This is a genomic window from Streptomyces sp. NPDC038213 (assembly GCF_055600495.1).
Genome location: NZ_JBVJYM010000005.1, coordinates 136,744 through 163,353, shown reverse-complemented (window position 1 = coordinate 163,353; position 26,610 = coordinate 136,744). Strand labels below are relative to the sequence as shown.

The following is a 26,610-nucleotide window of genomic DNA, read 5'->3' as shown; positions in this document are numbered from 1 at the left end:
GGCGACGACAGGGTCCGCGGCTGAGCTGCCGGTCTCAGCCGGCGGCCACGGTCAGCGGGGCGAAGCGGCGGGCGAGGTCCCCGGGCAGGTCCGGGATGCCGCGGGTCATCACCGCGTTGAAGAAGACCGAGGCGAGCCCGCGCTCCTTGAGCCAGGACCGCAGGTCCTCGTGACGGAGCTCGATGTCCGTGCGCAGCGGGCGTTCGGTCCGGGCGGCGAGGCCGGCGACCAGGGCCCGGGCGGTGTCGGTGTCCGCGGCGATCAGCGGGCCGACGACATGGGTGTGCATATTCGGCCAGGCGGCCGCGTACCCGTTCAGCCTGCCCTCGGCGTCGTGGCTTACGAGCAGATGGTCGGCGAAGGCGGGCAGGCGGGTCAGGACGTGGGTGCGGTCCTCTCCGAAGACCTCCTGGTCCAGGCGGACGATCTCCGGCAGGTCCTCGGCTGCGGCAGGGCGGACGGAGCCTGTGGTGTCGCCGGGCTGCGGGGTGAACTGCCCGACGAGCATCTCGGAGCGCCCGATGGCCTCGAAGCCGAGCTCCTCGTAGAGGGGCTGCCCGTTCGGGGTGGCGTGCAGGGTCAGCGGGGTGGGAGCGAGGGACTCGCAGACGTACTGCATCAGCCGCCGCCCGAGGCCCTGGCGGGCATAGCGCTCGGCGACCAGGACCATGCCGATCGCGGCCAGGTCGGGGTTCTCCGGTGAGGTGCCGTACGAGGTCACGACGCAGGCGGCGGCCAGGCCCTGCCCGTCGGGGGCATCGATGCCGTATCCCCTGCCCGCATTGAGGAGGAGCTCCCACTTGTGCTCCTCGCGCGGCCAGCCGCGGTCCTCGGAAAGGTCGGAGCAGAGCGGCAGGTCCTCATTCGTCAGGCGGCGGATGGTCAGCGTGGCGAGGTGTGAGGTAGGCACCGGACCAGCCTTGTTCACCGACCGGAGGAAGTCCACCTGATTTCTCCGTACGGCCGGTAGCGGGGCGATGTTTCACGTGAAACACGAGTTCGTGGAGGGTTCACGCGAGCCGATGTTTCACGTGAAACGTCCGGTCGACGCACTAGCCTCCCTGTCATGACTGCGCTGCACCTCTTCGATCTCGACGGCACCCTGATGCACGGAACGGCCGCACCGGCCGAGATCTCCCGTCAGCTGGGGCTGGAAGCAGAGATCGCCGAGCTGGAAGGGGAGTTCAGCGCCCGGAGGATCGGCCCTCCCGAGTTCGCCCTGCGCCTGCACTCCCTGTGGGAGGGCCTGACGGAGGACCACGTCCACGCGGCCTTCGAGGGGGCGCCGTGGCTGGCGGGCATCCGGGAGGTCTGGCAGGAGATCCGCGAGCGCGGAGACTACTGTGCCGTGATCTCCCTGTCGCCCTCCTTCTTCGTGGAACGGCTCCTGGACTGGGGAGCCCACGCGGCGCACGGGTCCCTCTTCCCCCCGGTGCCCTTCCGGCTGCCCCTCGACGTGGCGGGCATCCTCACCCCGGAGGGGAAGCTGGAGGTGGCGGACCGGCTGTGCGCCCGCTTCGGGGTGACCCGCCAGGAGTGCGTGGCCTACGGGGACTCGGCTACCGACGCCGTGCTCTTCGCGTCGCTCCCCGTCTCGGTCGCGGTCAATGCGCGGCCCGCCCTGGCTGCAACGGCGACCCACGTCTACGAGGGGCGTGACCTGCGGGAGGCCTACGCACTGGGCCGGACCCCCCGGCAGCGCGGCGGGAGATCCTAACGGGAGAGCCGGTGGGAAACGCGGACTTCCCGCTATTTGCCTGAAGTCCTGGCCCCGGGTGCCATCCTGCGATGACCCGGAACCACGGATTCGAAGGCCGTGGCGGGCGCTGACCTACCGAGATGCTCGAAGCGAGGCACCGTATGGACGCTCCGCCCACCACACCGGCCAGACGGCCGACGCCGATACGTCCGGTGGGTTCCGCAGCCGGCAGGCCCGTCGCCGCGGCTCCGCTGCCGGTCCGGACACCGGTCCTTGTCCCCGTACCCGTTCCCCTCCCCCTGCCCGGGGCGGCCCCGGGATCCGCCCTCGACGCCGCCCTCGAAGCGGCTGCGGAGGCCGTCCCGGCCCCCGAGGAGCCCGCGGCCCGCGAGCCCGCCCCCGAGCACGGCCCCACGCCGGCCGCGGGCCCTACCCCGGCTGCGGGCCCCACCCCGGCCGGGGGCTCCGCTCCGGCCGTGGGCTCCGCTCCGGCCGTCGCCGAGACCCCTGCCGACGGCCCGGCCCCCGCCAGCAGTGACGCTTCGGCAGCCGGGGCCCTGCCCGCCGCCGCGACCGCGACCGCGACCCGCGAGGCCTCGCCCGACGCCGTGCTGATCCGGCGCACGCTGACCGAGATCGCGCCCATCGCGGACAAGGTCACCTCGTACTTCTACGCGCTGGTCTTCACCGGGCACCCCGATCTGCGGGAGATGTTCCCCGCCGCCATGGACGTCCAGCGGGACCGGCTGCTCAAGGCCCTGCTCACCGCCGCCGAGCACATCGACGACCCCGCGGTGCTGGCCCCCTACCTGCGCCGGCTGGGCACGGGGCACCGCAAGTACGGCACCCGCCCCGAGCACTACCCCGCCGTCGGGGAGGCACTGGTCGGCGCCCTGGCGCGGTACGCGACCGGCTCCTGGGGCCCCGAGACGGAGGCCGCGTGGGTGCGGGCCTACACCGCCATCTCGCAGATCATGATCGACGCGGCAGCCGAGCAGGAGCCGCACTCGCCGCCCTGGTGGCAGGCGGAGGTGGTCTCCCACGATCTGCGCACCCCGGACATCGCGGTGGTCACCGTACGGCCCGACAAGCCGTACCCCTTCCTCGCGGGCCAGTACACGAGCCTGGAGACCCCCTGGTGGCCGCGGATCTGGCGGCACTACTCCTTCGCCTCCGCCCCGCGGGCCGACGGACTGCTCTCCTTCCACGTCAAGGCCGTGCCGGCGGGCTGGGTCTCGCACGCGCTGGTCCGCCACGCGCGGCCGGGCGACGTGCTGCGCCTGGGACCCCCGGCCGGGTCGATGGTCGTGGACCACAGCACCGAGAACGGGATGCTCTGCCTGGGCGGCGGTACCGGCATCGCCCCGATCAAGGCCCTGGTCGAGGACGTCGCGGAGCACGGCGAGCGCCGTCCCGTCGAGGTCTTCTACGGGGCGCGCACCGACGGGGACCTCTACGACATCGACACCCTGCTGGGCCTGGAGAAGTCCCACTCCTGGCTGTCGGTGCGGCCGGTGGTCTCCGAGGGGCTGACCGGGCAGCTCCCGCAGGCCGTCGGCGAGCACGGGCCGTGGAACTCGTACGACGCCTTCATCTCGGGCCCGCCCGGGCTGATCCGCAGCGGTGTGGACGCGCTGAAGCGCATCGGGATCCCCGGCGAGCGGATCCGCCACGACGCCCTGGAGGAACTGGCCGGGATCGCGGTCTGACCCCGGCCGTGCAGGGCCGCCTCCGGGCTCAGCCCAGGTCGTGGGCGTGCATGGCGCGCACGCCCTCGATGTTCCCGTCCAGGTAGTGCCGCAGGGACAGCGGCACGAGGTGGACGGCGGCGATCCCGACCCGGCTGAAGGGCACGCGGACGATCTCGTACTCGCCGGTGGGCTCGTCGATCTCGGGGCCGTGCCGCAGGTCGGGGTTCATCGAGGCGAGCCGGCAGACGAAGAAGTGCTGCACCTTCACGCCCGTCACCCCGCGCTCGGCGATGTGCTCGACCGTGTCGACGAAGCAGGGCACCACGTCGGTGATCTTGGCGCCGAGCTCCTCGTGCACCTCGCGGTGCAGGGCGTCGACGACCGTGGCGTCCTCCGGCTCCACTCCCCCGCCGGGGGTGAGCCAGTACGGATCGACGCCGGGCTTGGTCCGTTTGATGAGGATGAGGTCGTCACCGTCGAGCAGGATGGCGCGGGCGGTGCGTTTGACCACGGGACGTTCGGTCATGGGAGAAGAGTGGCCCGGCACCGGCCTTCTGAAACGCGCCGGCCGGGACAGTCCTCACCACGCGGCGGCGGCCCGGAGCAGCAGGTCGTGCGCCCGGGCCAGGTGGGGCAGGGCGAGGGTGCCGGTGCGGACGGCCAGGACGTACGTCCGCAGGGGCGGTACGGGCGGGTCGAGCAGGGCCACGATCCGGCCCTGCCGCAGCAGGTCTCCGCACAGGTACCGGGGCAGGACGGCCAGCCCGCCGCCCGCCGCGACGCATTCGGCGACGGCCCGCAGGTCCGGCAGGACGGCCGAGGCGGTCACCGAGGGCGCGGGCGGGGCGCCGAAGACCTCGGTCCAGTAGCGGGAGACGAGCGGCAGCGATTCGTGGGCCTCGACCACCGGTACGCCGTGCAGGGCGGCCGGTCCGTGCTCGCCGAGGCTGCGGGAGCCGACGAGGGCGGCCCAGTACGGGGCGGCGACGAGCACGTGCTCCTCGTCGCACAGGGTGGTGGCGGAGAACAGCTCCCCGCGCGGCCGGGCCGTGGTGACCACCAGGTCGTGGTGGCCGGCCGCGAGGCCCTCCAGGGCCTCGCCGGGGTCGGCGGGCAGGGAGGTGCGCAGCATGTGGCCCTGGCCGATGAGCGGGGTGAGGGCGGGCAGCACGCGCAGGCTGAGGAACTCGGGGGGTCCGGCCAGGTGCAGGGTGCGTAAGCCCGGTCCGCTCTCCCGGCCGCGCTCGGCTATCTCCTGGAGGGCGTCGAGGTGGGGGGCGGCCTGGTGGGCCAGTTCGTCCCCGACGGGGGTGGGGGTCACCCCGCGGGCCCGGCGCAGGAACAGGGGCCGTCCCAGCTGCCGTTCGAGCGTGCGGATCTGGGAGGTGACGGCGGGCTGGGAGAGCCCGAGCAGGGCGGCGGCGCGGGTGAAGGAACCCGCGCGGTGGACGGCGACGAAGGTGCGCAGCAGGGCCAGGTCCACGGCTGCCCCTCTCTGCACTGTGGGTGATCGGGTCGTGACCGGGGTCCCACTATAAATATGTCGATAGGTCGCTGTCGTTCCTGTGATTGGACTCTGACGCAGAGTCAACTAGCCTTGACCGCGTGGTTCTTCGCGCGCAGAACCCGGGACGGTCCGAGCCATGAGGGGGGAGGCTCGGACCGTCCGTTGCGCGTAGCGGCCCTACGCCACAGGGCCACGCACTCCTAGTCCGCCATCGGTTCCGAGGCTCTGACCAGGGCCTGGAGCAGGTCGGCGACCAGGTCCCCGGTGTCCTCCGCGCCCGCCGAGAAGCGGATGAAGCCCTCCGGTACGGCGTCCCCGCCCCACCGGCCGCGCCGCTCCGCAGTGGACCGGACCCCGCCGAAACTGGTGGCGTCCTCGACGAGCCGCAGCGCCCCCAGGAACCGTTCGGCGTGCCCGCGGTCGGGCAGCGTGAACGAGACCACCCCGCCGAACGCCCGCATCTGGCGGACCGCGACGGCGTGGGAGGGGTCCTCCGGCAGCCCCGGGTAGCGCAGCCCGGAGACCTCGTCCCGGCCGGCCAGGGCCCGGGCGACGGCGAGGGCGTTGGCGCACTGGCGCCGGGTGCGCAGCTCGATGGTGGCCAGGGAGCGGTGCGCGAGCCAGGCCTCCATGGGGCCGGGGATGGCCCCGACGATCTTGCGCCAGCGCCGGACCCCGGCGGCGAGTTCGGGGGTGCGGCACACGACGTACCCGAGCAGGACGTCGCCGTGGCCGGTCAGCGCCTTGGTGCCGCTGGCCACGGCGAAATCGGCGCCGAGCTCCAGCGGCCGCTGGCCGAGCGGGGTGGCGAGGGTGTTGTCCACGGCGACGAGGGTGCCGCCGGCGCGGGCGGCACCGGCCAGCCGCCGGATGTCGCAGACGTCGAGCCCCGGATTGGAGGGGGTTTCGAGCCACAGCAGCCGGGCCCCGTCGAGGGCGGCCAGCTGGGCGTCCCCGGCGGTCGGGGCGGTGCGTACGCGGATCCCGTAGGCCTCCAGCTGCTCGCGGACCAGCGGCAGGGCCTGGTAGCCGTCGTCGGGGAGGACGACGGTGTCCCCGGAGCGCGCCTGCGAGAGGAGCACGGCGGAGACCGCGGCCATGCCGGAGGCGAAGACCACGGTCTCGGCGTCCGGGTGCCCGGGGGCCTCCAGCTCGCCGATGGCCTGCTCCAGGCGGGTCCAGGTCGGGTTGGTGTCGCGCCCGTAGGTGTACGGGCCCGCCACCTCCCCGGGCAGGTGGTAGTGGGCGGCGAAGACGGGGCCGGGCAGGGGCGGTTCGTTCTTGACGGGCTCGGGCAGTCCGGCGCGCACCGCCCGGGTGCCCTCGCCGAGCCGCTCTTCTTCGGTCCCGCGGTAGCCGGTCATACGCGCTCCTCCGCCAGTGCGGCCCGGACGGCGGCGAGCAGGCCCGGACCGGCCGCCTCCACCATCTCCAGGCACTCCTCGAACCCGTCCCGCCCTCCGTAGTACGGGTCGGGTACGTCGTCCCCGTCGGCCGCCGGGTCGTACGAGCGCAGCAGCCGGACCTTCGCCGCGTCCCCGGGGGTCGGGGCGAGGGCGCGCAGCTCCTCCAGGTGCCCGGCGTCCAGGGCGATCACCAGGTCCAGGTCCCCGAACCAGGAGCTGCGGAACTGCCGGGCCCGGTGGTCCTGTGCGTACCCGGCCCCTTCCAGTACGGAGACGGTGCGCGGATCGGCGCCGTCCCCTTCGTGCCAGCCGCCGGTGCCGGCGCTGTCGACCTCCACCTCCGGGGCGAGGCCCGCCTCCGCGACCTGGGCGCGGAAGACGGCCTCGGCCATCGGGGAGCGGCATATGTTGCCCGTGCAGACGAAGCAGACGCGGTACATGGGCCGCCGCTCAGCTCTTGTCCGGGAGGACCAGGTTGAGGGCCCAGGAGACGATGCTGATGATGAGGCCGCCCACCACGGCGGTCCAGAAGCCCTCCACGTGGAAGGTCAGGTCGAGCTTGTCCGAGATCCACGAGGTCAGCAGCAGCATCAGGGCGTTGACCACCAGGGTGAAGAGGCCCAGGGTCAGGATGAACAGCGGCAGGGAGAGCAGCTTCACCACGGGCTTGACGAGGAAGTTCACCACGCCGAAGACCAGGGCCACGAGAATGAGGCTGAGGGCCTGGCGGCCGAACCCCCCGTCCTCGCCGAGAGTGATCTTGGGTAGGAGCAGGGTGGCGGCGAGTGCCACGGCATTCGCGAGCGTCTTGACTACGAAATTCGTCATGTGTCTGATCGTGGCAGAGAAGATCCAGGTGCGGCATCGGCTGCAGAGCGGATGTCAGGCACGAGAGAGCGCAAGGGGCAGCAGCAGCGATGAAGGCATTCCGGCTGGACGAACTGGAGGCGGAGCGCGCCGCGAACGAAGGGGCGTACCTCCAGTTCCTGAAGGAGCGGAACATGTCGGTGGGGCTGTACGCCCTGGATGCCGGGCAGAGCGATCCCCAGCAGCCGCACCGGCAGGACGAGGTGTACTTCGTGGTCAGCGGGCGTGCGGCCATCACGGTCGGGGAGGAGACGACCACCGTGGCGCGCGGCAGCGTGGTCTACGTGCCGGCCGGGGTGCCGCACAGGTTCCACCACATTTCGGAGGACCTGAAGGTCCTCGTGGTGTTCTCTCCGCCGGAGGGCTCCTAAGGGTCGGGAGCCGTCCGTGCGCCCTATTCCCCTAGGGGCCGGTTCAGGGGAGTCCGGGGGCTTCGGAAGCCCCGCGCCGCCCTTCGCCCTCCTAGCCTCGAAGGCAGGAAGAAAGAGAACCGGAAGAGGCAGAGGTAGCGGAAATGGACGGCATCCGGGAGACAATCGCAGGTATGCCCTGGTGGGTGAAGTGGGTCGGCATCCCGCTGATCGCGCTTTTCGTCTTCGGCGGGGTGATCACCTCCCTCCTCAGCTCGCTCATCGGCTTCGCCTTCAACGTCCTGCTGTTCGCGGCGCTCGTCGGCGGTCTGGTGTACCTGGTGAAGCTGTGCGGCGGCGGGAAGGCCAAGGCCTCGCAGAACGACTGGTAGGAGCCCCGGGCAACGGCCGGGGCCGTCGGCCCCGGCACCGGCCGGGCCGCCCCTTCGCCGGTTAACCCGGGCGGGGGACCAGGGCGTACCAAACCCCCCTTGCCGGGGTAATCGGCAGATACAGTGGCAATCTGTGTCGCCCCCTGGGCGCTGTCACCGGCGTACGGCCCGCACCCTCGGAGTGCGGGAACCACCGCGCCCCCGGGCGGTGCGGTCCGGTGCGGGGGCGGCCCCGCGGGCGGGTCCCCCCGATGGCCCGCCGCCACGCCTGGGGGTGAGCCTTGCCGTCGGTTGACAACGCCGCCGTGCCGACGCTGATCGGTTCGGTGCAGCGGGCCCTGCGGCTGCTCGAAGCCGCCGGTGCGCACAGCGGGGGAGCCCCGGCGAAACAGCTGGCGCGCGAGGCCGGAATGCCCCTCCCCACCGCCTACCACCTGCTGCGGACCCTCACCCACGAGGGCTATCTGCGGCGGGAGAGCGGGGTGTTCGTCCTCGGGGAGGCGGCTGAGCGGCTCGCAGGGGGCGGGCTCCAGCAGAAACGTCGCAGCATGATCATCGAATCCCTGTCCCACTTCCGGGACGTGGTCGGCGCGCCCGTCTACTTCGCGGTCTACCGCGAGGGGGAGATCGAGGTCGTGGGCGTCTCGGACAGCCCCCAGGCCCCCGCGGTCGCGGAGTGGGCCGACTTCCGCGCGACCGGCCACGCCCACGCCATCGGGCAGTGCCTGCTCAGCCAACTCGACGAGAGGGCCCGGCGGGACCACTACGACCGCCACCCCGTCGGGGGCATCACCCCGTACACCGTCCGCGACTTGAGGGCCCTCGAACAGCGCATCGCCTCGGTGGAGCGGATGCAACCGGTCGTCGAGCGGCAGGAGTACGCGCTCGGAACGGTCTGCGCGGCCATCCCGATCACCGCCGGCGACGCGGCGGCGACCATGGCCATTTCCCTCCCCCTGCACCAACAGGACCGGTTGCTCTATGCAGTCGATCGACTACGGAGTGAAGTAGGCGCGCTGTTGAGCACCCTCTCCTTCTCTATCAGTATCTGAAAACTCACTCCTTGTGATCTGTTAGCGCTTCCACCACGATTGTCAAGAGGGCCCTGGGGGTTCATTCCTGGCCACTTCCACTGACAGCGGGGTAGGCATGCGCGAGTCCGTACAGGCAGAAGTGATGATGAGTTTCCTCGTCTCCGAGGAGCTGTCGTTCCGTATCCCGGTGGAGCTCCGGTACGAGGCGCGCGACCCTTATGCGGTCCGCCTGACCTTCCACCTCCCCGGAGATGCGCCCGTGACCTGGGCGTTCGGGCGGGAGTTGCTCCTCGACGGCATCAACAAGCCGTGTGGTGACGGCGATGTGCACATCGCCCCCACCGATCCCGAGGAGCTGTCGGACGTCCACATCCGCCTCCAGGTCGGCGGGGACCGGGCGTTGTTCCGGGCGAGCGCCGCGCCCCTGGTCGCCTTCCTCGACCGGACGGACCGGCTGGTCCCGCTCGGTCAGGAGCGCAACCTCGGCGATTTCGAGCAGAACCTCGAAGAGGCGCTGGACAAGATCCTGGCGGGCAGCCGGCACAACGAGCAGAACGCCGGATGAGGCTTCCGGTTCCGGGCCCGCCCCGACGGCCCGCGACCCGGCACCCGTGTCTCAGCGCTTGCGGCGGCGGCCCCGGCCGCGGACCGGCCCCGCCGGTGCCGCCCCCGGGGCCGCGGGCCGGTCCGCCGAGACCACGAGCGCGGCGAGCGCGGTGGTCACGGGCACCGAGGCCACGAGCCCGATCGACCCCACGAGCGTCCGTACGATCTCCTCCGCGACCAGCTCGCTGTTGGCGACCGTGCCCACGCTGCTCTGCGCGATCGAGAACAGCAGCAGCAGCGGGAGCGCCGCACCCGCGTAGGCCAGCACCAGGGTGTTCACCACCGAGGCGATATGGTCCCGGCCGATCCGGATGCCCGCCCGGTACAGGGCCCGCGGGCCCATCGAGGGGTCGGCCTGGTGGAGTTCCCAGACCGCCGAGGTCTGGGTGACCGTCACGTCGTCGAGTACGCCCAGGGATCCGATGATCACACCTGCGAGCAGCAGGCCGCTCATGTCGATCTCGGGGTACAGGCCGTGGATCAGGCCCGTGTTGTCGTCGGTGTTCCCGCTCAGGAACGCCCAGTCGATGAACAGGGAGCCGAGCACCCCGATCAGCAGCAGCGACACCAGGGTGCCCAGCACGGCGACCGAGGTGCGCGCCGAGAGCCCGTGGCACATGTAGAGCGCGATCAGCATGATGGCGCTGGCCCCGACCACCGCCACCACCAGCGGGTTCGAGCCCTCCAGGATCGCGGGCAGCACGAAGAGCGTCAGCACCCCGAAGCTCACGGCCAGCGCGATCAGCGCCGTCAGCCCGCGCAGCCGCCCCACCAGCACCACCGCCACCGCGAAGATGCCCGCCAGCAGCGCCAGCGGGAGCTTCCGGTTCAGGTCGATCACGGAGTACTGCAGATCGCGCGGGGCGTCGGGCGCGTACGCCACGACCACCTCCTGCCCCTGCTCCAACTGCCGCGGTGCGCCCGGCTGCACGATCTCGGTGAAGGTCCGGCCGGAGTCGGGGCCCGTGGTCACCTCGATGGTGGCCTTCCCGCACTGCCCCTGCTGCTGCCGGGCCGCCTCGCGCCCCTCCGGCGTGGCCGGGTCCCCGGTGACGGGCACCTGGGCCGCGTTCACGTCCTTGCAGTCCACCTTCACCAGCGCGGTGACCGCGCCCTGCTGGGTCTGGCGGTCGAAGCCGACGCCGGTGCGCTCGTGCGCCGTACCGCTGTCCGGCCAGAGCACCACGAGTCCGACGAGCACGGCGGTGGCGAAGGGGATGAGCACCGCGGCGATGACCTTGCGCAGGTGCAGGGAGACCGGGGCGGCCGGGCCGTGGCTGTGCGAGTGGCCGTGCCCTCCGTGACTGCCGTGACCCCCGTGGCCGCCATGACTGCCATGACCGCCGTGGGCGGAGTGCACAGAGTTTTCGGGCTGACCGGAGTGGTCGGAGTGCTCTGGGGGAGGCTGTGGCGAGGTGGTCACCACCTGATCATCGCAAGAGATGAGGGACCCCACTGTTCAGCACGCCACACATGCCGCTAGCGTGGTGGCACCTTTGCACAACGCGGGAGCTCGGAGCACCGGGCTGAGAGGGCGCTGATCACCGTACGCGCGTCGAGAGACGGGTACGGGAGGAGGCTGCGCCGACCGCCGAACCTGTTACCGGGTAATGCCGGCGTAGGGAGATAGGTCTCATGACCATTCAGGACGCACGCACGCCTGCCGTCAGCCAGAACAGCGACGGCGGGGAAGAGCGCAAGCCGGGCTGGCACAAGGGGTACGTCGCGGGCACCCGCCCCGACATCCGCGTGCCGGTCCGCCAGGTCCACCTCACCAACGGCAAGGACGTGACGCTCTACGACACGTCCGGTCCGTACACCGACCCCCAGATCGAGACCGACGTGCGCCGCGGCCTGCCGCCGCTGCGCGAGAACTGGATCATCGGCCGCGGGGACACCGAGGAGTACGCGGGCCGCCCCGTCCGCCCCGAGGACGACGGCATCAAGCACACCTCCCCGCGCGGCGGCCTCAAGAACCTGGACGCGGTCTTCCCGGGCCGCCCGCGGCTGCCCCGCCGCGGCCGCGGCGGCCAGGCCGTCACCCAGCTCGCGTACGCCCGGCGCGGCGAGATCACCCCGGAGATGGAGTACGTCGCGATCCGCGAGAACGTCTCCCCGGAGGTCGTCCGCGAGGAGATCGCCGCCGGCCGCGCGGTGCTCCCGGCGAACGTGAACCACCCGGAGATCGAGCCGATGATCATCGGCAAGAAGTTCCTGGTGAAGGTCAACGCCAACATCGGCAACTCCGCCGTCACCTCCTCCATCGAGGAGGAGGTCGACAAGATGACCTGGGCGACCCAGTGGGGCGCCGACACGGTCATGGACCTCTCCACCGGCCGCAACATCCACACCACCCGCGAGTGGGTGCTGCGCAACTCCCCGGTCCCGATCGGCACCGTGCCGCTGTACCAGGCCCTGGAGAAGGTCGACGGCCGAGCCGAGGACCTGACCTGGGAGATCTACAAGGACACGGTCATCGAGCAGGCCGAGCAGGGCGTGGACTACATGACCGTCCACGCCGGCGTGCTCCTGCCGTACGTCCCGCTGACCGCACGCCGCAAGACCGGCATCGTCTCCCGCGGCGGTTCGATCATGGCCGCCTGGTGCCTCGCGCACCACAAGGAGAACTTCCTCTACACGAACTTCGAGGAGCTCTGCGAGATCCTCGCGGCGTACGACGTCACGTACTCGCTCGGCGACGGCCTGCGCCCCGGCTCCATCGCGGACGCCAACGACGCCGCGCAGTTCGCCGAGCTGAAGACCCTGGGCGAGCTCAACACCATCGCCAAGCGGCACCACGTGCAGACCATGATCGAGGGCCCGGGCCACGTCCCGATGCACAAGATCAAGGAGAACATCGACCTCCAGCAGGAGATCTGCGAGGAGGCGCCGTTCTACACCCTCGGCCCGCTGACCACGGACGTCGCCCCGGCGTACGACCACATCACCTCGGGCATCGGCGCCGCGATGATCGCCTGGTGGGGTACGGCGATGCTCTGCTACGTCACGCCCAAGGAGCACCTGGGCCTGCCCAACCGCGACGACGTGAAGACCGGCGTCATCACGTACAAGATCGCGGCGCACGCGGCCGACCTGGCCAAGGGCCACCCGGGCGCGCAGGAGTGGGACGACGCGCTGTCGGACGCGCGGTTCGAGTTCCGCTGGGAGGACCAGTTCAACCTGGCACTCGATCCGGACACGGCCCGCGAGTTCCACGACGAGACCCTGCCGGCCGAGCCCGCCAAGACCGCGCACTTCTGCTCCATGTGCGGTCCCAAGTTCTGCTCGATGAAGATCTCCCAGGACATCCGCCGCGAGCACGGCGGGGACCTGAAGGCGGAGGAGATCCAGGCCGGGATGGCGGAGAAGTCGGCGGAGTTCGCGGCCTCCGGCAACCGCGTGTACCTCCCGCTCGCCGAGTAGCCCCGGCCGAGCGGGCACCGACCTGCCCGACCCGCGACCCTGAGGGGGGAGCCGCGGGTCGGGCGGACGGGGGTGCGGACCCGCCACGATCCGGAAGAGACGGCCTAGCCGCGGCCGCCGGTGTCGGTGCCTTCGCCTTCGCCGGCCGTCCGGCCGGGGCCCGGGAGGTCCGGCCGGTCCTCCGGGCCGCCGAAGTCGGGGCTGGTGAAGTCCGGGCTGCTGAATCCGGGCCGCGGGCCCTCCGGGGACCCGCCCGGGCTGGTGAAGTCCGGCCGTCCGTACCCCAGCTGGGGGATCCGGCCCACCGGCCGGCGCGGGGTGCTCGCCGCCGGGTCCGCGCTCGGATCGGCGAGGGCCTCGCGCAGGAAGGGCAGGATGCCCCGCTCCAGCAGGGCGTGGCGCCACGCCTCGCGGGCGCGCGAGACCTCGTCGGGCACGGCCTCGGTCTCGTCCGCGGCGACCTCCGTGGAGCCGTTGCGCACGGCCGTCACGAGCAGTCCTACGGCGGCGAAGAGGATCGCGGCGGCGGTCAGCGCCCCGAAGAGCCAGCCCACCTTCAGCATGGTGTCCGCGATGACGGGTTCCGGGTCGAGCATCTTCAGGAAGTAGCCGACCAGCAGGAAGATCAGCATGGCCGTACCGGCCAGGAAGGGCGCGAGGACGGCCACGACCGCCCCGGCGCCCGCGCCGCCGTCCTCGTCCTCGCCGAGGGCGCGCGTGGTGGGCGTGGACGCGATCTCGTCGCGTACTTCTTCTCGTACCTTCACATAATGCTCGTACTCGGCGGCCGCGGCGGCGGCCAGCAGCACGGTGGCGTTCAGTGCCATGGTGCGCAGCTGTTCGGCATTGAGCCGCTCGCCGACCGCGGAGAGTTCCGGCCGGTCGTGAGCCGTGCGCAATGCCTCGTCGAGGAGGCGCCCGAACTCCGGCCGGTCCTCGTTCAGCAGGTGCGGAGCGCTGGTCATGTGCATCCCCCGATGCTCCGTCGGGCCGTTGTGCCCGCGTAGATCCGGACAAGCGGCGGAAACGGAGGAGAGCCTGCTACGGATAGTGCGATGGTAGAGCGACGGGGCCGTACGGTGACAGGGCCTTTCCGGAAATACCCCGGACCGTGAACGCTCAGTCGCTCAGCGGCAGTTGTTGGACCAGGAGTTTTCCGGCCATCGTCACGCCGCCGTCCATGGCGACCACGAGTCCGTCGGCGTACACGTGCGGGCCCTCGACGGCCGGGCCCTCCTCGCCGTCGCCGTCCTCGGCGCCCACCTCGCCGAGCAGGTACGGGATGGGGCTGTGGCCGTGGACGATGCGGCCGCCGCCGTAGGTGTCGAGCAGTTCGCGGGCGGCCGCCGGGCCGGACTCCTCGTCGCGGAAGGCGAAGCGCTTGGTGAACTTGCGGAAGAGGTCCCAGGTGGTGTTCGCGTCGTGCTGGTTCAGCAGCTCGTGGACCTTGTCGTTGACGCCTTCGATGGAGTCGCCGTAGTCCAGGTAGGCCGTGGTGTCGGAGTGCAGGAGCAGGTGCCCGTCCTCCAGGGCGGCCGCGTCCAGTCGGGACATCCACTGGAGGTGCACGTCCTCCAGGCGCTCCATGTCGGTGCGCTGGCCGCCGTTGAGCAGCCAGGCGGCCTGGAAGGTGGCGGTGCCGGCGCCGGAGGAGACGGGGGTGTCGCCGAAGCGCTTGGCGCCGATGAGGAGCAGTTCGTGGTTGCCCATGAGGGCCTTGCAGTAGCCCCCGGAGGCGGCTGCCTCGGCGGACAGGCGCATGACGAGGTCGATGACGCCGATGCCGTCGGGGCCGCGGTCGGTGAAGTCGCCGAGGAACCAGAGCCGGGCGTTGCCCGCGGACCAGTGGCCGTCGGCGTCGATGAGGGCCTGGGCGCGCAGTTCGGCGAGGAGTTCGTCGAGGTAGCCGTGGACGTCGCCGACCACGTAGAGGGGGCCGCTGCCGGGGCGGTCGCCGGGGACGTACTGCACCTGGACGGTGTCGCCGGCGCGTGCCCCTATGACGGGGAGGTCGCGGCGGGTGGGGGTGTAGCCGTCGGGCTCCGCCTCGGGGTCCCCGTACGGGCCGGGGTGGTCGGGCTCGCCGAACCGGCCCGTGACGGGTGGGGCGTAGGGAGCGGCTTCGGTGTACGCCGCGGCCTCGGGAACGCGGAAGTCCCGCAGCGTCTCCGTCCGCTCCGCGGGTCCCTGACCGGCCCCCTGAGTCATCGACCCCTCCACCACCGTCGCGCTGCCGCACATCCGCGGACCCTCCTGGCCGGAGGGTCCGTGATGTCGTGCGCCCATCATAGGAATGCGGCTCGCGCTCTGTGACGCACCAGGGGTGGTGAATCCTGGACGGAACCGTTTCGGGCTGGGCTGTTCTCCTGGTTTTCTCCCGAAATGATCGGATTCAGTCCTGGGACGGGGAGCGCGGCGGGCTGACCGTGGTGCGCGGTGTGCGGCGCTGGGAGGAGGTGCGGACGATCAGTTCGGTCGGTATCACCTGCTCGACCGGGCGCCCGGTGTCCACTCCCTCGATGGCGTCGATGAGGAGCTGGACCACGGCGGTTCCGATGCGGCGTGGCTTGAGCGAGAGCGTGGTGATCGGGGGTTCGGTGCTGGCGTAGACGGTGGACTCGCTGCAGCAGACCAGCAGCAGGTCGTCGGGGACGCGCAGCCCGTAGCGGCGGGCGGCGGCGAGGAGGTCGGTGCCGTTGGGGTCGAAGAGCCCGTACACGGCGTCGGGGCGGTCGGGGCGGGCGAGCAGGCGGTCGGCGGCGACCGCTCCGGCGCAGGGGTCGTGGGCGGGGTAGGACTCGTAGACGGGGTCCTGGCCCACGCGCTTGCACCAGTTGAGGTACGCGGTGGTGGAGAGCCGGGTGTAGGTGTCGGTGGTGGTGCCCGTGAGGAGGCCGATCCGGCGGGCGCCGGCGGCGGCGAGGTGGTCGAGCAGGTCGAGTACGGCTGCCTCGTGGTCGTTGTCGACCCAGGCGGTGACGGGGAGGGAGCCGGCCGGGCGGCCGTCGGAGACGACCGGGAGTCCCTGGCGGACCAGTTCGGTGACGACGGGGTCGTGGTCGGAGGGGTCGATGACGACGGTGCCGTCCAGGGCGACGTTGGACCAGACGTCGGCCGGGCTGCGGCGGGAGGTGGCGGGGAGGATGACCAGGGCGTAGCCGCGGGCCAGCGCGGCGGAGGTGGCGGCCCGGGCCATCTCGGCGAAGTACGCGAACTCGGTGAAGGTGAAAGGTTCATCCCCATACGTCGTGACGGTCAGGCCGATGAGGCCCGATTTGCCGGTACGGAGGGTCCTGGCTGCGGCGGAGGGGCGGTAACCGAGCCGGTCGGCCACTTCGCGCACGTGCCGTCGGGTGGCGTCGGGCAGCCTGCCCTTGCCATTGAGCGCGTCCGACACGGTCGTGATGGAGACGCCGGCCGCCGCGGCCACGTCTCTGATGCCGGCCCGTCCTTGCCGGCCGGCCCGCCGGGGAGTCTCCGTCCGGCTCACCTGATGCTTCCCTGCTGCTGTCATGGCGAGCCGATAGTAGGGCTCGCGAGGCGGTGTGGTCCGTATGCATATGCAGTCGTTGACAGGCACGTTTCTGCACGGTTCGCCACCCCCAATGACCTTGCAAATGAAGGTTGATATGGGTGTATGGCCCTGGATGCCGCTTGTCGATCGGTACGGGCATGCCAAGGTGGCCCTCTACCGGAGTGGCTTCAACTCACCTTCACGGGTGATGCGCGCCACGGCGCGAGCCACCGGCGCGTGCATATATGCATGCGCCCCCCGTGATTCCTCACTCCCACCGTTCTCGGGACGGCGGAATCCTCATATGGTGAGCAGTATTGAGTTGTACGGGACGGTCGAGGAGGACCTGCGGTGAGCGAGAAGACCCCGAAGCTGCGTGCTGCGCTGGACGGCATCCCCACGTACAAGCCGGGGAAGCCCGCCGCGGCGGGGGGCCCGGTGGCGTACAAGCTGTCCTCCAACGAGAACCCGTACCCGCCGCTGCCGGGCGTGCTGGAGAGTGCCGTGGCCGCGGCCGGGAACTTCAACCGCTACCCCGACATGGCCTGCACCGGGCTCGTGAACGAGCTCGCGGACCGCTTCGGCGTCCCGGTCGAGCACGTGGCCACGGGCACCGGCTCGGTGGGCGTGGCCCAGTCGCTGATCCAGTCGACGGCCGGTCCGGGCGACGAGGTCATGTACGCCTGGCGCTCCTTCGAGGCGTACCCGATCATCACGCAGATCGCGGGGGCCACCCCGGTGCAGGTCCCGCTGACCGCGGGCGACGTGCACGACCTGGACGCGATGGCCGCGGCGATCACGGACCGGACCCGGCTGATCTTCGTCTGCAACCCCAACAACCCGACGGGCACCGTCGTGCGCCGGGCGGAGCTGGAGCGCTTCCTCGACCGCGTGCCCTCGGACGTGCTGGTGGTCCTGGACGAGGCGTACCGCGAGTTCATCCGCGACGAGGAGGTGCCGGACGGCATCGAGCTCTACCGCACCCGTCCGAACGTGGCCGTGCTGCGCACCTTCTCCAAGGCGTACGGGCTGGCCGGCCTGCGGGTCGGCTTCGCGGTGGCGCACGAGCCGGTGGCGGCGGCGCTGCGCAAGACGGCGGTGCCCTTCGGCGTGAGCCAGCTCGCGCAGGACGCGGCCGTGGCCTCGCTGCGTGCCGAGGACGAACTGCTGGGCCGCGTGGGCTCGCTGGTCGGGGAGCGCGCGCGGGTGTACGAGACGCTGGTCCGCCAGGGCTGGGAGGTGCCCGAGACCCAGGCGAACTTCGTGTGGATGCGGCTCGGGGAGCGGACCGCCGCGTTCGCGGCGGCCTGCGAGAAGGCCGGTGTGGTGGTCCGGCCGTTCCCGGGGGAGGGCCTGCGGGTCACGATCGGTGAAACCGAGGCCAACGACCTCTTCCTGCACACGGCGGAGACGTTCCTGAAGGAGCAGTAGGGCAGGAGTCGGTGCGGGCGCCGGGCCCCGGAGACCGGGGTCAGAGCGCTTCGACGCGGATCGGGTCGCCGTCGCGGACGGTGGCCAGGAGGCGGGGGTCGCCGTCCACCGAGCCCAGCAGGTTGCACGGGCTCGCCAGGCGGCTCTCGCCTCCCCGCGATATCGGGGTCGGGCCGTACGGGAGGGCGAGGGCGTCGCCGTCAGTCCAGAAGGCCACGGTGCCGGGCTCGACCACCTGCCGGGCGTCGGGCTCCAGGGCCACGGAGACCCCGGTGTCGAAGTAGACCTCCTCGCCCCACGTGTGGGCGGTGGAGACGATCGGCAGCGCCGCGGCGAGCTCCTTGGCGGTGGGGGTCTCGTCGAGGGTGGCGGTGAGCTGGCCCGCGGGCCAGGAGAGTCGTATCTGCATGGCCGAATTCAACAAGATGTTGAATTTCTTGGCTAGGCCCCCCGCGGCCCCCGCCTGCGATTCGGGGGTGCGCGGCCTTAAGGGCCCCCCGCTTCGAAGCTCTGGAGACCGGTACGACATAATGCTTGTGAATGTGAACGCGTTCACAAGCGTGTCCTGCTTCCTCCCGTATGGGGGGGTATTGAGCAGGCAAACTGCCGATGTGACCACGGCGACGGTTAAGGAGAAGACGACGTGGACCTAGCTTTGGCGCCTGAGACGCTGGCGCGATGGCAGTTCGGCATCACCACCGTCTACCACTTCCTCTTCGTGCCCCTCACGATCTCCCTGGCCGCGCTCACCGCCGGCCTGCAGACCGCCTGGGTGCGCACCGAGAACGAGAAGTACCTCAAGGCCACGAAGTTCTGGGGCAAGCTGTTCCTGATCAACATCGCCATGGGCGTGGTGACGGGCATCGTGCAGGAGTTCCAGTTCGGCATGAACTGGTCCGACTACTCGCGGTTCGTCGGCGACATCTTCGGGGCGCCCCTCGCCTTCGAGGCCCTGATCGCCTTCTTCTTCGAGTCCACGTTCATCGGGCTGTGGATCTTCGGCTGGGACAAGCTGCCGAAGAAGATCCACCTGGCCTGCATCTGGATGGTCTCCATCGGCACCATCCTCTCCGCGTACTTCATCCTGGCCGCCAACTCCTGGATGCAGCACCCGGTCGGCTACCGGATCAACGCGGAGCGCGGCCGCGCCGAACTCACCGACTTCTGGCTGGTCCTGACCCAGAACACGGCGACGAGCCAGTTCTTCCACACCATCAGCGCGGCCTTCCTGGTCGGCGGCGCCTTCCTGGTCGGGATCTCGGCCTTCCACCTGGCCCGCCGCAAGCACGTGCCGGTGATGCGGACCTCGCTGCGGCTCGGCCTGGTCACCCTCGTCATCGCCGGCCTGCTGACGGCCATCAGCGGCGACGTGCTCGGCAAGGTCATGTTCAAGCAGCAGCCGATGAAGATGGCCGCCGCCGAGGCCCTGTGGGACGGCGAGACCTCGGCCCCCTTCTCGGTCTTCGCCTACGGGGATGTCGACGAGGGCCACAACAAGGTCGCCATAGAGATCCCCGGGCTGCTGTCCTTCCTGGCCAACGACGACTTCGACTCCTTCGTCCCCGGCATCAACGACGTCAACAAGTCCGAGCAGGAGAAGTTCGGGCCCGGCGACTACCGGCCCAACATTCCCGTCGCCTACTGGGGCTTCCGGTGGATGATCGGCTTCGGCATGGCCTCGTTCTCCCTCGGCATCCTGGGCCTGTGGCTCACCCGCAGGAAGTTCATGCTCCCGCCGGGGCTGCGGACCGGTGAGGACGAGGTGCCGCACCTGGTCCTCTTCAAGAAGGCGCTGAGCCCCAGGCTCACCCGGTGGTACTGGCTCGTCTCCCTGTGGACCATCGGCTTCCCGCTGATCGCCAGCTCCTGGGGCTGGATCTTCACCGAGATGGGGCGTCAGCCCTGGGTGGTCTACGGGGTCCTGCGCACCCGCGACGCGGTCTCCCCCGGGGTCTCCCAGGCCGAGGTGCTCACCTCGATGATCGGCTTCACCCTGCTGTACGCCGTGCTCGCCGTGATCGAGGTCAGGCTGCTCGTCAAGTACATCAAGGCCGGCCCGCCCGAACTGACGGAGTCCGATCTGAACCCGCCCACCCGCATCGGCGGAGACGACAAGGACGCCGACCGCCCGATGGCCTTCTCGTACTGAGGCTGAGGAGAGCGAGACATGGAACTCCACGACGTCTGGTTCGTGCTGATCGCCGTCCTGTGGACCGGCTACTTCTTCCTCGAGGGCTTCGACTTCGGGGTCGGCGTACTGACCAGGCTGCTGGCCCGGGACCGCAAGGAGAAGCGGGTCCTCATCAACACCATCGGACCCGTCTGGGACGGCAACGAGGTCTGGCTGCTCACCGCGGGCGGCGCGACCTTCGCCGCCTTCCCGGACTGGTACGCCACCCTCTTCTCCGGGTTCTACCTGCCGCTGCTGCTCATCCTGGTCTGCCTGATCATCCGGGGCGTGGCCTTCGAGTACCGCGCCAAGCGGCCCGAGGAGCGCTGGCAGACCAACTGGGAGCACGCGATCTTCTGGACCTCGCTGATCCCGGCCTTCCTGTGGGGCGTGGCCTTCGCCAACATCGTCCGCGGGGTGAAGATCGACGCGCAGATGGAGTACGTCGGCACGGTCTGGGACCTGCTGAACGTGTACTCGATCCTCGGCGGACTGGTCACCCTGACCCTGTTCACCTTCCACGGTGCGGTGTTCACCGCCCTCAAGACGGTGGGCGACATCCGGGACCGCGCCCGGGCCCTGGCCCTCCGGCTGGGGGTCGCCACCGCCGTGCTCGCCGTGGTCTTCCTGGGCTGGACCCAGGTCTCGAACGGGGACGGCAAGAGCCTCGGTGCGCTGCTCGTGGCGGTGATCGCCCTGCTGGCGGCCCTCGGGTCCACCGTCCGGGGACGCGAGGGCTGGGCCTTCGGGCTCTCCGGGGTCACCATCGCCGCGGCGGTGGCGATGCTCTTCCTCACGCTCTTCCCGAACGTGATGCCCTCCTCGCTGAACGAGGCCTGGAACCTGACGGTCACCAACTCCTCCTCCAGCCCCTACACGCTGAAGATCATGACCTGGTGCGCGGCCATCGCCACGCCCGTCGTCCTGCTCTACCAGGGCTGGACCTACTGGGTGTTCCGCAAGCGGATCGGCACCCAGCACATCGCCGAGGCGCACTGAACCCGCTCTGACCCGAGGCGCACCGAGCCGGCTCTGACCCGAGGAGCAATGTTTCACGTGAAACCGATCGACCCGCGGCTGCTGCGGTACGCCCGCTCCACCCGTCCCTTCCTGGCCGCGGTGGTGGCCCTCGGCCTCGCCGGGGCGGGGCTGGTCGTCGGACAGGCGATGCTCATCGCCGAGATCGTGGTCGGCTCCTTCCAACAGGGCCTGGACGCCGCAGCCCTGCGGACCCCGCTGCTGCTCCTCGTGGCGGTGGCCGCGGGCCGGGCCCTGGTCGCCTGGCTGACGGAACGCGCTGCGCACAGGGCCAGTGCGGCGGTGAAATCGGAACTGCGCGGCCGGCTGCTGGAGCACGCCGCCGGGCTGGGCCCCGCCTGGCTCGGCGGGCAGCGCACCGGCTCGCTGGTGGCGCTGGCCACCCGGGGCGTGGACGCCCTGGACGACTACTTCTCGCGCTACCTGCCCCAGTTGGGGCTGGCCGTGGTGGTCCCGGTGGCAGTCCTCGCCCGGATCGTCACCGAGGACTGGGTGTCCGCCGCGATCATCGTCGGCACCCTTCCGCTGATCCCGCTGTTCATGGTGCTCATCGGCTGGGCCACCCAGTCCCGGATGGACCGCCAGTGGCGGATGCTCTCGCGGCTGTCGGGGCACTTCCTCGACGTGGTGGCCGGGTTGCCCACCCTCAAGGTCTTCGGCCGGGCCAAGGCCCAGGCGGAGTCGATCCGCACGATCACCACCGAGTACCGGCGGGCCACCGTGCGCACGCTGCGCATCGCCTTCCTGTCCTCCTTCGCCCTGGAGCTGCTGGCCACCCTCTCGGTGGCCCTGGTCGCCGTCACCATCGGCATGCGCCTGGTCCACGGGGACCTCGACCTCTACACCGGCCTGGTGATCCTGATCCTGGCCCCGGAGGCCTACCTGCCGCTGCGCCAGGTCGGTGCGCAGTACCACGCGGCCGCCGAGGGGCTGGCGGCCGCGGAGGAGATCTTCGAGGTGCTCCAGACCGCACCGGCCGCCGAGCCGGGTTCGCGTCCGGTGCCGGACGGGCCCGTATCGCTGGCCGTCGAGGGCCTCTCGGTCCGGTACCCGGGGCAGGACCGAGAGGCCCTCGCCCCGGTGTCGCTGACGGTCGGCCCGGGGGAGTGCGTGGCCCTGACCGGGCCGAGCGGATCCGGGAAGTCCACCCTGCTGAACGCCCTGCTGGGCTTCGTACCCGCGGACGGCGGACGAATCCTGGTGGGCGGCACCGACCTGGCCCGGCTCTCCCCCGCCGACTGGCGGGAGCGGATCGCCTGGGTGCCGCAGCGCCCGCACCTGTTCGCGGGGACCATCGCCGAGAACGTCCGGCTGGCGCGGCCGGAGGCCACCGACGCGGAGCTCGCGGCGGCCCTGCGGGACGCGGGCGCCGAGGAGTTCACCGCGGCGCTCCCCCGGGGCCCGCAGACCCTGCTCGGGGAGGGCGGGCTCGGGCTGTCGGCGGGTCAGCGCCAGCGGCTCGCGCTCGCCCGCGCCTTCCTGGCCGACCGGCCCGTGCTGCTGCTCGACGAGCCCACCGCCGCGCTGGACGGGGAGACGGAGGCGGGGATCGTGGCCGCGGTCCGGCGGCTCGCCGCCGGCCGCACGGTCCTGCTGGTCGTGCACCGGCCGGCGCTGCTCGCGGTCGCGGACCGGGTGGTGCGGCTGGCACCGGCCGAGGCGCCGGAGGCGGCACCGGCGGGGGCGGTGACGGCGGCTGCGGTGACGGTGACGGCGGCCGAGGCGGGGGGCGCGGGCGGAGGGCTGCTGCCCGACGGTTCCGCGCCCGCCCCCGCGGAAGCCGGGCGGGACTATGCGGCGGGGAGCCCGGCGGGCCGGGGGACCCTCGCGCGGGTCCGGGCGGCCGCCGCGGCCCGGCAGGGCCGGTTCGCGCTCGGGCTGCTCCTCGGCACGCTCGCGGTCGGGTGCAGCGTCGGCCTCATGGCCGTGTCCGGATGGCTGATCTCCCGGGCCTCCGAGCAGCCGCCCGTACTCCACCTGATGGTCGCCGTCACGGCCACCCGCGCCTTCGGCATCGGCAGGGCCGTCTTCCGGTACGCCGAGCGGCTCGTCTCGCACGACGCCGTCCTGCGGATGCTGGCCGACCTTCGGGTTTCCGTGTACCGGCGGCTGGAGCGGATCGCCCCGGCGGGGCTGCGCCACACCCGGCGCGGCGACCTGCTGGCCCGGCTCGTCGCCGATGTCGACGCCCTCCAGGACTACTGGCTGCGCTGGCTGCTGCCGGTGGGCACGGGCCTGCTCGTGGCCGCCGGCTCGGTGGGGTTCACGGCCTGGCTGCTGCCGGAGGCGGGCGCGGTGCTCGCCGCCGGACTGCTCCTGGGCGGTGTCGCGGTGCCCGCGCTCACCGGGGCGGTCGCCCGGCGGGCGGAGCGCCGGCTCGCCCCCGCGCGGGGCGAGCTGTCCACCCGTACGGCCGACCTGCTGTCCGGAACCGCGGAGCTCACCGTCGCCGGGGCCCTGCCCGGGCGGCTCGCGGGGGTGGCCGGCAGCGACCGGGAGCTGACCCGGATCGCCTCCCGCGGGGCCGCCGCCACCGGGCTGGGCAGCGGGCTCTCGGCCCTGGTGTGCGGGCTGACCGTGGTGGCGGCGGCCGTGGCCGGGGTGGCCGCCGTGGCGGCGGGCAGGCTCTCCGGGGTCGCCCTCGCGGTGGTGGTCCTCATCCCGCTCGCCGCCTTCGAGGCGGTGGCCGGGCTGCCGCTCGCCGTCCAGTACCGCCAGCGCATCAAGCGCAGTGCGGAGCGGGTGTACGAGGTGCTCGACGCCCCGCTGCCCGTGACCGAACCGGAGCTGCCCGCGGCCCCGCCCGCGAGCCCCTTCCCGCTGGAGCTGCGGGGGATCACGGCCCGGTACCCGGGGCGGGAGCGCCCGGCGCTGGCCGGGTTCGGGCTCACCCTGGAGCCGGGCCGCCGGATCGCCGTGGTCGGCCCCTCCGGATCCGGCAAGACCACCCTGGCCCAGGTCCTGCTGAGGTTCCTGGACCCGGCGGCCGGGGAGTACCGGATCGGGGGCGTGGACGCGCGGGCCGCCGGCGGGGACGACGTACGCCGCCTCGTGGGCCTGTGCGCGCAGGACGCCCACATCTTCGACAGCTCGGTACGGGAGAACCTGCGGCTGGCCCGGCCCGGCGCCACGGACGCCCAGCTGCGCGGGGCCCTGGCCGCGGCCCGGCTGCTCGACTGGGCGGAGGGGCTGCCCGAGGGGCTGGACACGCTGGTCGGCGAACACGGGGAGCGGATCTCCGGGGGCCAGCGGCAGCGGCTGGCCCTGGCGCGGGCGCTGCTGGCGGACTTCCCCGTGCTGGTCCTGGACGAGCCGGCCGAGCACCTGGACCTGGAGACGGCGGACGCGCTCACCGCCGATCTGCTGGCGGCCACGGAGGGCCGGACCACCGTGCTGATCACGCACCGGCTGGCCGGGCTGGAGGCGGTGGACGAGGTCCTCGTCCTGGACGGCGGGGAGGTGGTCCAGCGCGGCGGGTTCGCGGAGCTGCTCGCCGTACCGGGGCCGCTGCGGGAGATGCACGGGCGGGAGCGGGCCGTGGAGGAGTTCGCGGCCCCGGCAGTGGCCGGCGCGGGGCGGTGAGGTCGAGGGGCGGTGAGGGGTGCGGGGCGGCCGGGCTCCGACTTTCCCCGTTAAATGGGACTAACTAGGCTCAAGGGCATGTCAGTGCAGGAGTCGCAGGAGTCCCCGGACCCTCAGGATCACCCGGGCCTTCAAGATCACCAGGACCCGTTGGGCCAGCAGGATCCGCCGGGCCACCCGGACCAGCCGGACGCCGCCGCGCAGGCGACGCGCAGCCTGCAGGGGCTGTCCACCGAACTCACCGCCCGGGTGCCGCAGCTGCTGGAGGCGATGCGCTCGGTCGGCACCGGCCTGGAGCTGCACTCCACCCTCGACCGGATCTGCGAGACCGCCGCCGAGCTGGCGGACGCCCGGTACGCGGCCATCGGGGTGGTGGACTCCGGCGGCCGGGGGCTCTCGGACTTCGTCACGTACGGGATCGGCGCGGAGCAGGCGCGCCGGATCGGGCAGCGGCCCGACGGGCAGCGCGGGCTGCTCGGGGCGCTGATCCGCGATCCCGAGCCGGTGCGGCTCGCGGACCTGACCGCCGATCCGCGCTCGGCGGGCTTCCCCGAGCACCACCCGCCGATGAAGACCTTCCTCGGGGTCCCGATCCGGGTACAGGGGGAGATCTTCGGAAACCTCTACCTGGCGGAGAAGCGGGGCGGGGAGGAGTTCAACGACTACGACCTGCACATGGTCCGGGTCCTGGCCACCGAGGCCGGGATCGCGATCGGCAATGCGCGCCTGTACGAGGCCGCCACCCAGAGGGAGCGGTGGATCGACGGCTCGGTGGCGGTGACCACCGCGCTGCTGTCCGGGGGCGATGCCGACGACGCGCTGGCGGTGGTGGCCGAGCAGGCCCGGCGGCTGGCGGATTCCGCGGCGGGCATCGTGATGCTGCCGACGGAGGACGGCGGGATGGAGATCGTCGCCGTCTCCTCCGACAACCCGGCCACCTCGCTGGGGGTGGTGGTGCCGGCGGAGAGCCCCGTGGTGGGGAAGCTGATGGGCGGCGAGCCGGTGTTCGTGGACGACGCCTCCGTGGACCCGCGCATGATCAGCAGGCTGACCAGCCAGTACGGGCCCTGCATGATGCTGCCGCTGCACAGCGGGGGCCGGGTGCTGGGGGCCCTGGTGACCCCGCGGGCCCGCGGGCGGCGGCCCTTCAGCGAGTCCGAGCGGACCCTGGCCACGCAGTTCGCCTCGCAGGCGGCGCTGGCGCTAATGATGGCCGAGGCCCAGCGGGACCGGGAGCGGCTCGCGGTGTACGAGGACCGCGACCGGATCGCCCGCGACCTGCACGATCTGGTGATCCAGCGGCTGTTCGCCACCGGGATGATGCTGGAGGGGGCGCAGCGCCGGTCCATCGTGCCGGAGGTCCGGGACGGGGTCGGGAAGGCCGTGGACGAGCTGGACGTGACCATCCAGGAGATCCGGACGGCCATCTTCGCCCTGCAGCAGGGGCCGGCGGAGGCCCCTTCGGGGCTGCGGACCCGGGTGCTCCGGGAGATCAACATGGCGGCCGTACCGCTGGGCTTCAAGCCAGCGCACCGGTTCCTGGGGGCTGTGGACACGGTGGTCGGCGAGCTGGTCGGGAAGAACCTGATCGCCGCCCTGCGCGAGGCCCTGTCCAACGCCTTCCGGCATGCCGAGGCCTCGCGGATCGAGGTGGTCCTCGATGCGACGGCCGCACTGGAGGACGGGCGGCCCGCGGTGCGGCTGGAGGTCGCGGACGACGGGGTGGGCATCCCGGAGGGCGGGCGCCGCAGCGGGCTGCGGAACCTGCGGCGGCGGGCCGAGTCGCTGGGCGGGTCCAGCTGGTACGGGCCGGGGCTCGGCGAGGACGGCGGCGGGACCACCCTGGTGTGGGAGGCCCCGCTCTAGGCGATCCGGATCCCGGGGGTCTGGTCGGGCCGGT

Annotated in this window: 23 protein-coding genes; 12 read left to right on the top strand and 11 right to left on the bottom strand. The window is 72.0% G+C overall.

The features are described from left to right. Positions 1-34: 34 nt before the first annotated feature. Positions 35-910, bottom strand: coding sequence for a GNAT family N-acetyltransferase (locus ACZ7JZ_RS10140; RefSeq protein WP_470935658.1), 876 nt, complete (start codon positions 908-910; stop codon positions 35-37). A 156-nt stretch (positions 911-1,066) separates the two neighbouring features. Between ACZ7JZ_RS10140 and ACZ7JZ_RS10135 the strand changes: the two genes are divergently transcribed. Both ACZ7JZ_RS10135 and ACZ7JZ_RS10130 read left to right on the top strand, forming a co-directional pair. After that, positions 1,067-1,717, top strand: a complete 651-nt coding sequence (locus tag ACZ7JZ_RS10135; RefSeq protein WP_470935655.1) for an HAD family hydrolase — start codon at positions 1,067-1,069, stop codon at positions 1,715-1,717. A gap of 194 nt (positions 1,718-1,911) precedes the next feature. Next, a complete protein-coding gene (locus ACZ7JZ_RS10130) occupies positions 1,912-3,408 on the top strand; it encodes a globin domain-containing protein (RefSeq protein ID WP_470935652.1) in 1,497 nt (498 codons plus the stop codon). A gap of 28 nt (positions 3,409-3,436) precedes the next feature. Here ACZ7JZ_RS10130 and ACZ7JZ_RS10125 read toward each other — a convergent pair whose 3' ends face one another. The 5 genes from ACZ7JZ_RS10125 to ACZ7JZ_RS10105 form a co-directional block, all read right to left on the bottom strand. Beyond that, a complete protein-coding gene (locus ACZ7JZ_RS10125; protein WP_470935649.1) occupies positions 3,437-3,916 on the bottom strand; it encodes an NUDIX domain-containing protein in 480 nt (159 codons plus the stop codon). 54 nt (positions 3,917-3,970) lie between these two features. Further along, a complete protein-coding gene (locus ACZ7JZ_RS10120; RefSeq protein WP_470935647.1) occupies positions 3,971-4,873 on the bottom strand; it encodes a LysR family transcriptional regulator in 903 nt (300 codons plus the stop codon). Between the two features lie 224 nt (positions 4,874-5,097). Next, the gene (locus ACZ7JZ_RS10115) at positions 5,098-6,261 is read right to left on the bottom strand and encodes a cystathionine gamma-lyase (protein WP_470935644.1); all 1,164 of its coding nucleotides are present in this window, start codon (positions 6,259-6,261) and stop codon (positions 5,098-5,100) included. Then, positions 6,258-6,743 (bottom strand): low molecular weight protein-tyrosine-phosphatase, encoded by a 486-nt coding sequence (locus tag ACZ7JZ_RS10110; protein WP_470935641.1) that lies wholly within the window; start codon positions 6,741-6,743, stop codon positions 6,258-6,260. The genes ACZ7JZ_RS10115 and ACZ7JZ_RS10110 overlap by 4 nt, the downstream gene beginning before the upstream one ends. Positions 6,744-6,753: 10 nt before the next feature. Further along, positions 6,754-7,131, bottom strand: coding sequence for a phage holin family protein (locus ACZ7JZ_RS10105; RefSeq protein ID WP_470935638.1), 378 nt, complete (start codon positions 7,129-7,131; stop codon positions 6,754-6,756). Between the two features lie 89 nt (positions 7,132-7,220). Between ACZ7JZ_RS10105 and ACZ7JZ_RS10100 the strand changes: the two genes are divergently transcribed. From ACZ7JZ_RS10100 to ACZ7JZ_RS10085, 4 genes are all read left to right on the top strand, one after another. After that, a complete protein-coding gene (locus ACZ7JZ_RS10100) occupies positions 7,221-7,541 on the top strand; it encodes a cupin domain-containing protein (RefSeq protein WP_470935635.1) in 321 nt (106 codons plus the stop codon). Between the two features lie 143 nt (positions 7,542-7,684). Next, positions 7,685-7,912 (top strand): DUF5326 family protein, encoded by a 228-nt coding sequence (locus tag ACZ7JZ_RS10095; protein ID WP_470935632.1) that lies wholly within the window; start codon positions 7,685-7,687, stop codon positions 7,910-7,912. Positions 7,913-8,217: 305 nt separating this feature from the next. Next, positions 8,218-8,964, top strand: coding sequence for an IclR family transcriptional regulator (locus tag ACZ7JZ_RS10090; RefSeq protein ID WP_470935629.1), 747 nt, complete (start codon positions 8,218-8,220; stop codon positions 8,962-8,964). Between the two features lie 97 nt (positions 8,965-9,061). Continuing rightward, positions 9,062-9,511 (top strand): SsgA family sporulation/cell division regulator, encoded by a 450-nt coding sequence (locus ACZ7JZ_RS10085; RefSeq protein WP_470935626.1) that lies wholly within the window; start codon positions 9,062-9,064, stop codon positions 9,509-9,511. Between the two features lie 51 nt (positions 9,512-9,562). On the opposite strand, the gene ACZ7JZ_RS10080 is transcribed toward ACZ7JZ_RS10085, so the two are convergent. Next, positions 9,563-11,008, bottom strand: coding sequence for a YibE/F family protein (locus ACZ7JZ_RS10080; protein WP_470935623.1), 1,446 nt, complete (start codon positions 11,006-11,008; stop codon positions 9,563-9,565). A gap of 179 nt (positions 11,009-11,187) precedes the next feature. Here ACZ7JZ_RS10080 and thiC point away from each other — a divergent pair, with 179 nt between their 5' ends. Continuing rightward, positions 11,188-12,975 carry a phosphomethylpyrimidine synthase ThiC gene (thiC, locus tag ACZ7JZ_RS10075; RefSeq protein WP_470935621.1) on the top strand — a complete coding sequence of 596 codons (1,788 nt, stop codon included), beginning with the start codon at positions 11,188-11,190 and terminating at the stop codon, positions 12,973-12,975. Positions 12,976-13,079: 104 nt separating this feature from the next. On the opposite strand, the gene ACZ7JZ_RS10070 is transcribed toward thiC, so the two are convergent. From ACZ7JZ_RS10070 to ACZ7JZ_RS10060, 3 genes are all read right to left on the bottom strand, one after another. Beyond that, entirely contained in the window at positions 13,080-13,946 is an 867-nt protein-coding gene (locus ACZ7JZ_RS10070) for a hypothetical protein (protein ID WP_470935619.1), read from the bottom strand. Positions 13,947-14,094: 148 nt separating this feature from the next. Beyond that, positions 14,095-15,216 carry a metallophosphoesterase gene (locus tag ACZ7JZ_RS10065; protein WP_470935617.1) on the bottom strand — a complete coding sequence of 374 codons (1,122 nt, stop codon included), beginning with the start codon at positions 15,214-15,216 and terminating at the stop codon, positions 14,095-14,097. A gap of 151 nt (positions 15,217-15,367) precedes the next feature. Next, positions 15,368-16,489 carry a LacI family DNA-binding transcriptional regulator gene (locus tag ACZ7JZ_RS10060; protein WP_470935614.1) on the bottom strand — a complete coding sequence of 374 codons (1,122 nt, stop codon included), beginning with the start codon at positions 16,487-16,489 and terminating at the stop codon, positions 15,368-15,370. A gap of 351 nt (positions 16,490-16,840) precedes the next feature. Between ACZ7JZ_RS10060 and hisC the strand changes: the two genes are divergently transcribed. Beyond that, positions 16,841-17,920 carry a histidinol-phosphate transaminase gene (hisC, locus tag ACZ7JZ_RS10055; protein WP_470935611.1) on the top strand — a complete coding sequence of 360 codons (1,080 nt, stop codon included), beginning with the start codon at positions 16,841-16,843 and terminating at the stop codon, positions 17,918-17,920. Between the two features lie 40 nt (positions 17,921-17,960). On the opposite strand, the gene ACZ7JZ_RS10050 is transcribed toward hisC, so the two are convergent. Next, complete coding sequence (locus ACZ7JZ_RS10050) at positions 17,961-18,329, bottom strand: cyclophilin-like fold protein (RefSeq protein ID WP_470935608.1); 369 nt, start codon at positions 18,327-18,329, stop codon at positions 17,961-17,963. Positions 18,330-18,563: 234 nt separating this feature from the next. On the opposite strand from ACZ7JZ_RS10050, the gene ACZ7JZ_RS10045 reads away from it, so the two are divergent. From ACZ7JZ_RS10045 to ACZ7JZ_RS10030, 4 genes are all read left to right on the top strand, one after another. Beyond that, positions 18,564-20,069 carry a cytochrome ubiquinol oxidase subunit I gene (locus tag ACZ7JZ_RS10045; RefSeq protein WP_470935605.1) on the top strand — a complete coding sequence of 502 codons (1,506 nt, stop codon included), beginning with the start codon at positions 18,564-18,566 and terminating at the stop codon, positions 20,067-20,069. An 18-nt stretch (positions 20,070-20,087) separates the two neighbouring features. Beyond that, positions 20,088-21,089 carry a cytochrome d ubiquinol oxidase subunit II gene (gene cydB, locus ACZ7JZ_RS10040; RefSeq protein WP_470935602.1) on the top strand — a complete coding sequence of 334 codons (1,002 nt, stop codon included), beginning with the start codon at positions 20,088-20,090 and terminating at the stop codon, positions 21,087-21,089. A gap of 57 nt (positions 21,090-21,146) precedes the next feature. Continuing rightward, positions 21,147-24,710: a thiol reductant ABC exporter subunit CydD gene (cydD, locus tag ACZ7JZ_RS10035; protein ID WP_470935598.1), complete on the top strand. Its 3,564-nt coding sequence runs from the start codon at positions 21,147-21,149 to the stop codon at positions 24,708-24,710. A 78-nt stretch (positions 24,711-24,788) separates the two neighbouring features. Beyond that, positions 24,789-26,576, top strand: coding sequence for a sensor histidine kinase (locus tag ACZ7JZ_RS10030; RefSeq protein WP_470935595.1), 1,788 nt, complete (start codon positions 24,789-24,791; stop codon positions 26,574-26,576). Positions 26,577-26,610 lie beyond the last annotated feature (34 nt).

Coding starts and splice junctions, on each gene's coding strand:
- ACZ7JZ_RS10135 (WP_470935655.1), top strand. CDS start 1,067: ATGACTGCGCTGCACCTCTTCGATCTCGACGGCACCCTGATGCACGGA.
- ACZ7JZ_RS10125 (WP_470935649.1), bottom strand. CDS start 3,916: ATGACCGAACGTCCCGTGGTCAAACGCACCGCCCGCGCCATCCTGCTC.
- ACZ7JZ_RS10115 (WP_470935644.1), bottom strand. CDS start 6,261: ATGACCGGCTACCGCGGGACCGAAGAAGAGCGGCTCGGCGAGGGCACC.
- ACZ7JZ_RS10110 (WP_470935641.1), bottom strand. CDS start 6,743: ATGTACCGCGTCTGCTTCGTCTGCACGGGCAACATATGCCGCTCCCCG.
- ACZ7JZ_RS10105 (WP_470935638.1), bottom strand. CDS start 7,131: ATGACGAATTTCGTAGTCAAGACGCTCGCGAATGCCGTGGCACTCGCC.
- ACZ7JZ_RS10100 (WP_470935635.1), top strand. CDS start 7,221: ATGAAGGCATTCCGGCTGGACGAACTGGAGGCGGAGCGCGCCGCGAAC.
- ACZ7JZ_RS10095 (WP_470935632.1), top strand. CDS start 7,685: ATGGACGGCATCCGGGAGACAATCGCAGGTATGCCCTGGTGGGTGAAG.
- ACZ7JZ_RS10085 (WP_470935626.1), top strand. CDS start 9,062: ATGCGCGAGTCCGTACAGGCAGAAGTGATGATGAGTTTCCTCGTCTCC.
- thiC (WP_470935621.1), top strand. CDS start 11,188: ATGACCATTCAGGACGCACGCACGCCTGCCGTCAGCCAGAACAGCGAC.
- ACZ7JZ_RS10070 (WP_470935619.1), bottom strand. CDS start 13,946: ATGCACATGACCAGCGCTCCGCACCTGCTGAACGAGGACCGGCCGGAG.
- ACZ7JZ_RS10065 (WP_470935617.1), bottom strand. CDS start 15,216: ATGTGCGGCAGCGCGACGGTGGTGGAGGGGTCGATGACTCAGGGGGCC.
- ACZ7JZ_RS10060 (WP_470935614.1), bottom strand. CDS start 16,489: ATGACAGCAGCAGGGAAGCATCAGGTGAGCCGGACGGAGACTCCCCGG.
- ACZ7JZ_RS10050 (WP_470935608.1), bottom strand. CDS start 18,329: ATGCAGATACGACTCTCCTGGCCCGCGGGCCAGCTCACCGCCACCCTC.
- cydB (WP_470935602.1), top strand. CDS start 20,088: ATGGAACTCCACGACGTCTGGTTCGTGCTGATCGCCGTCCTGTGGACC.
- ACZ7JZ_RS10030 (WP_470935595.1), top strand. CDS start 24,789: ATGTCAGTGCAGGAGTCGCAGGAGTCCCCGGACCCTCAGGATCACCCG.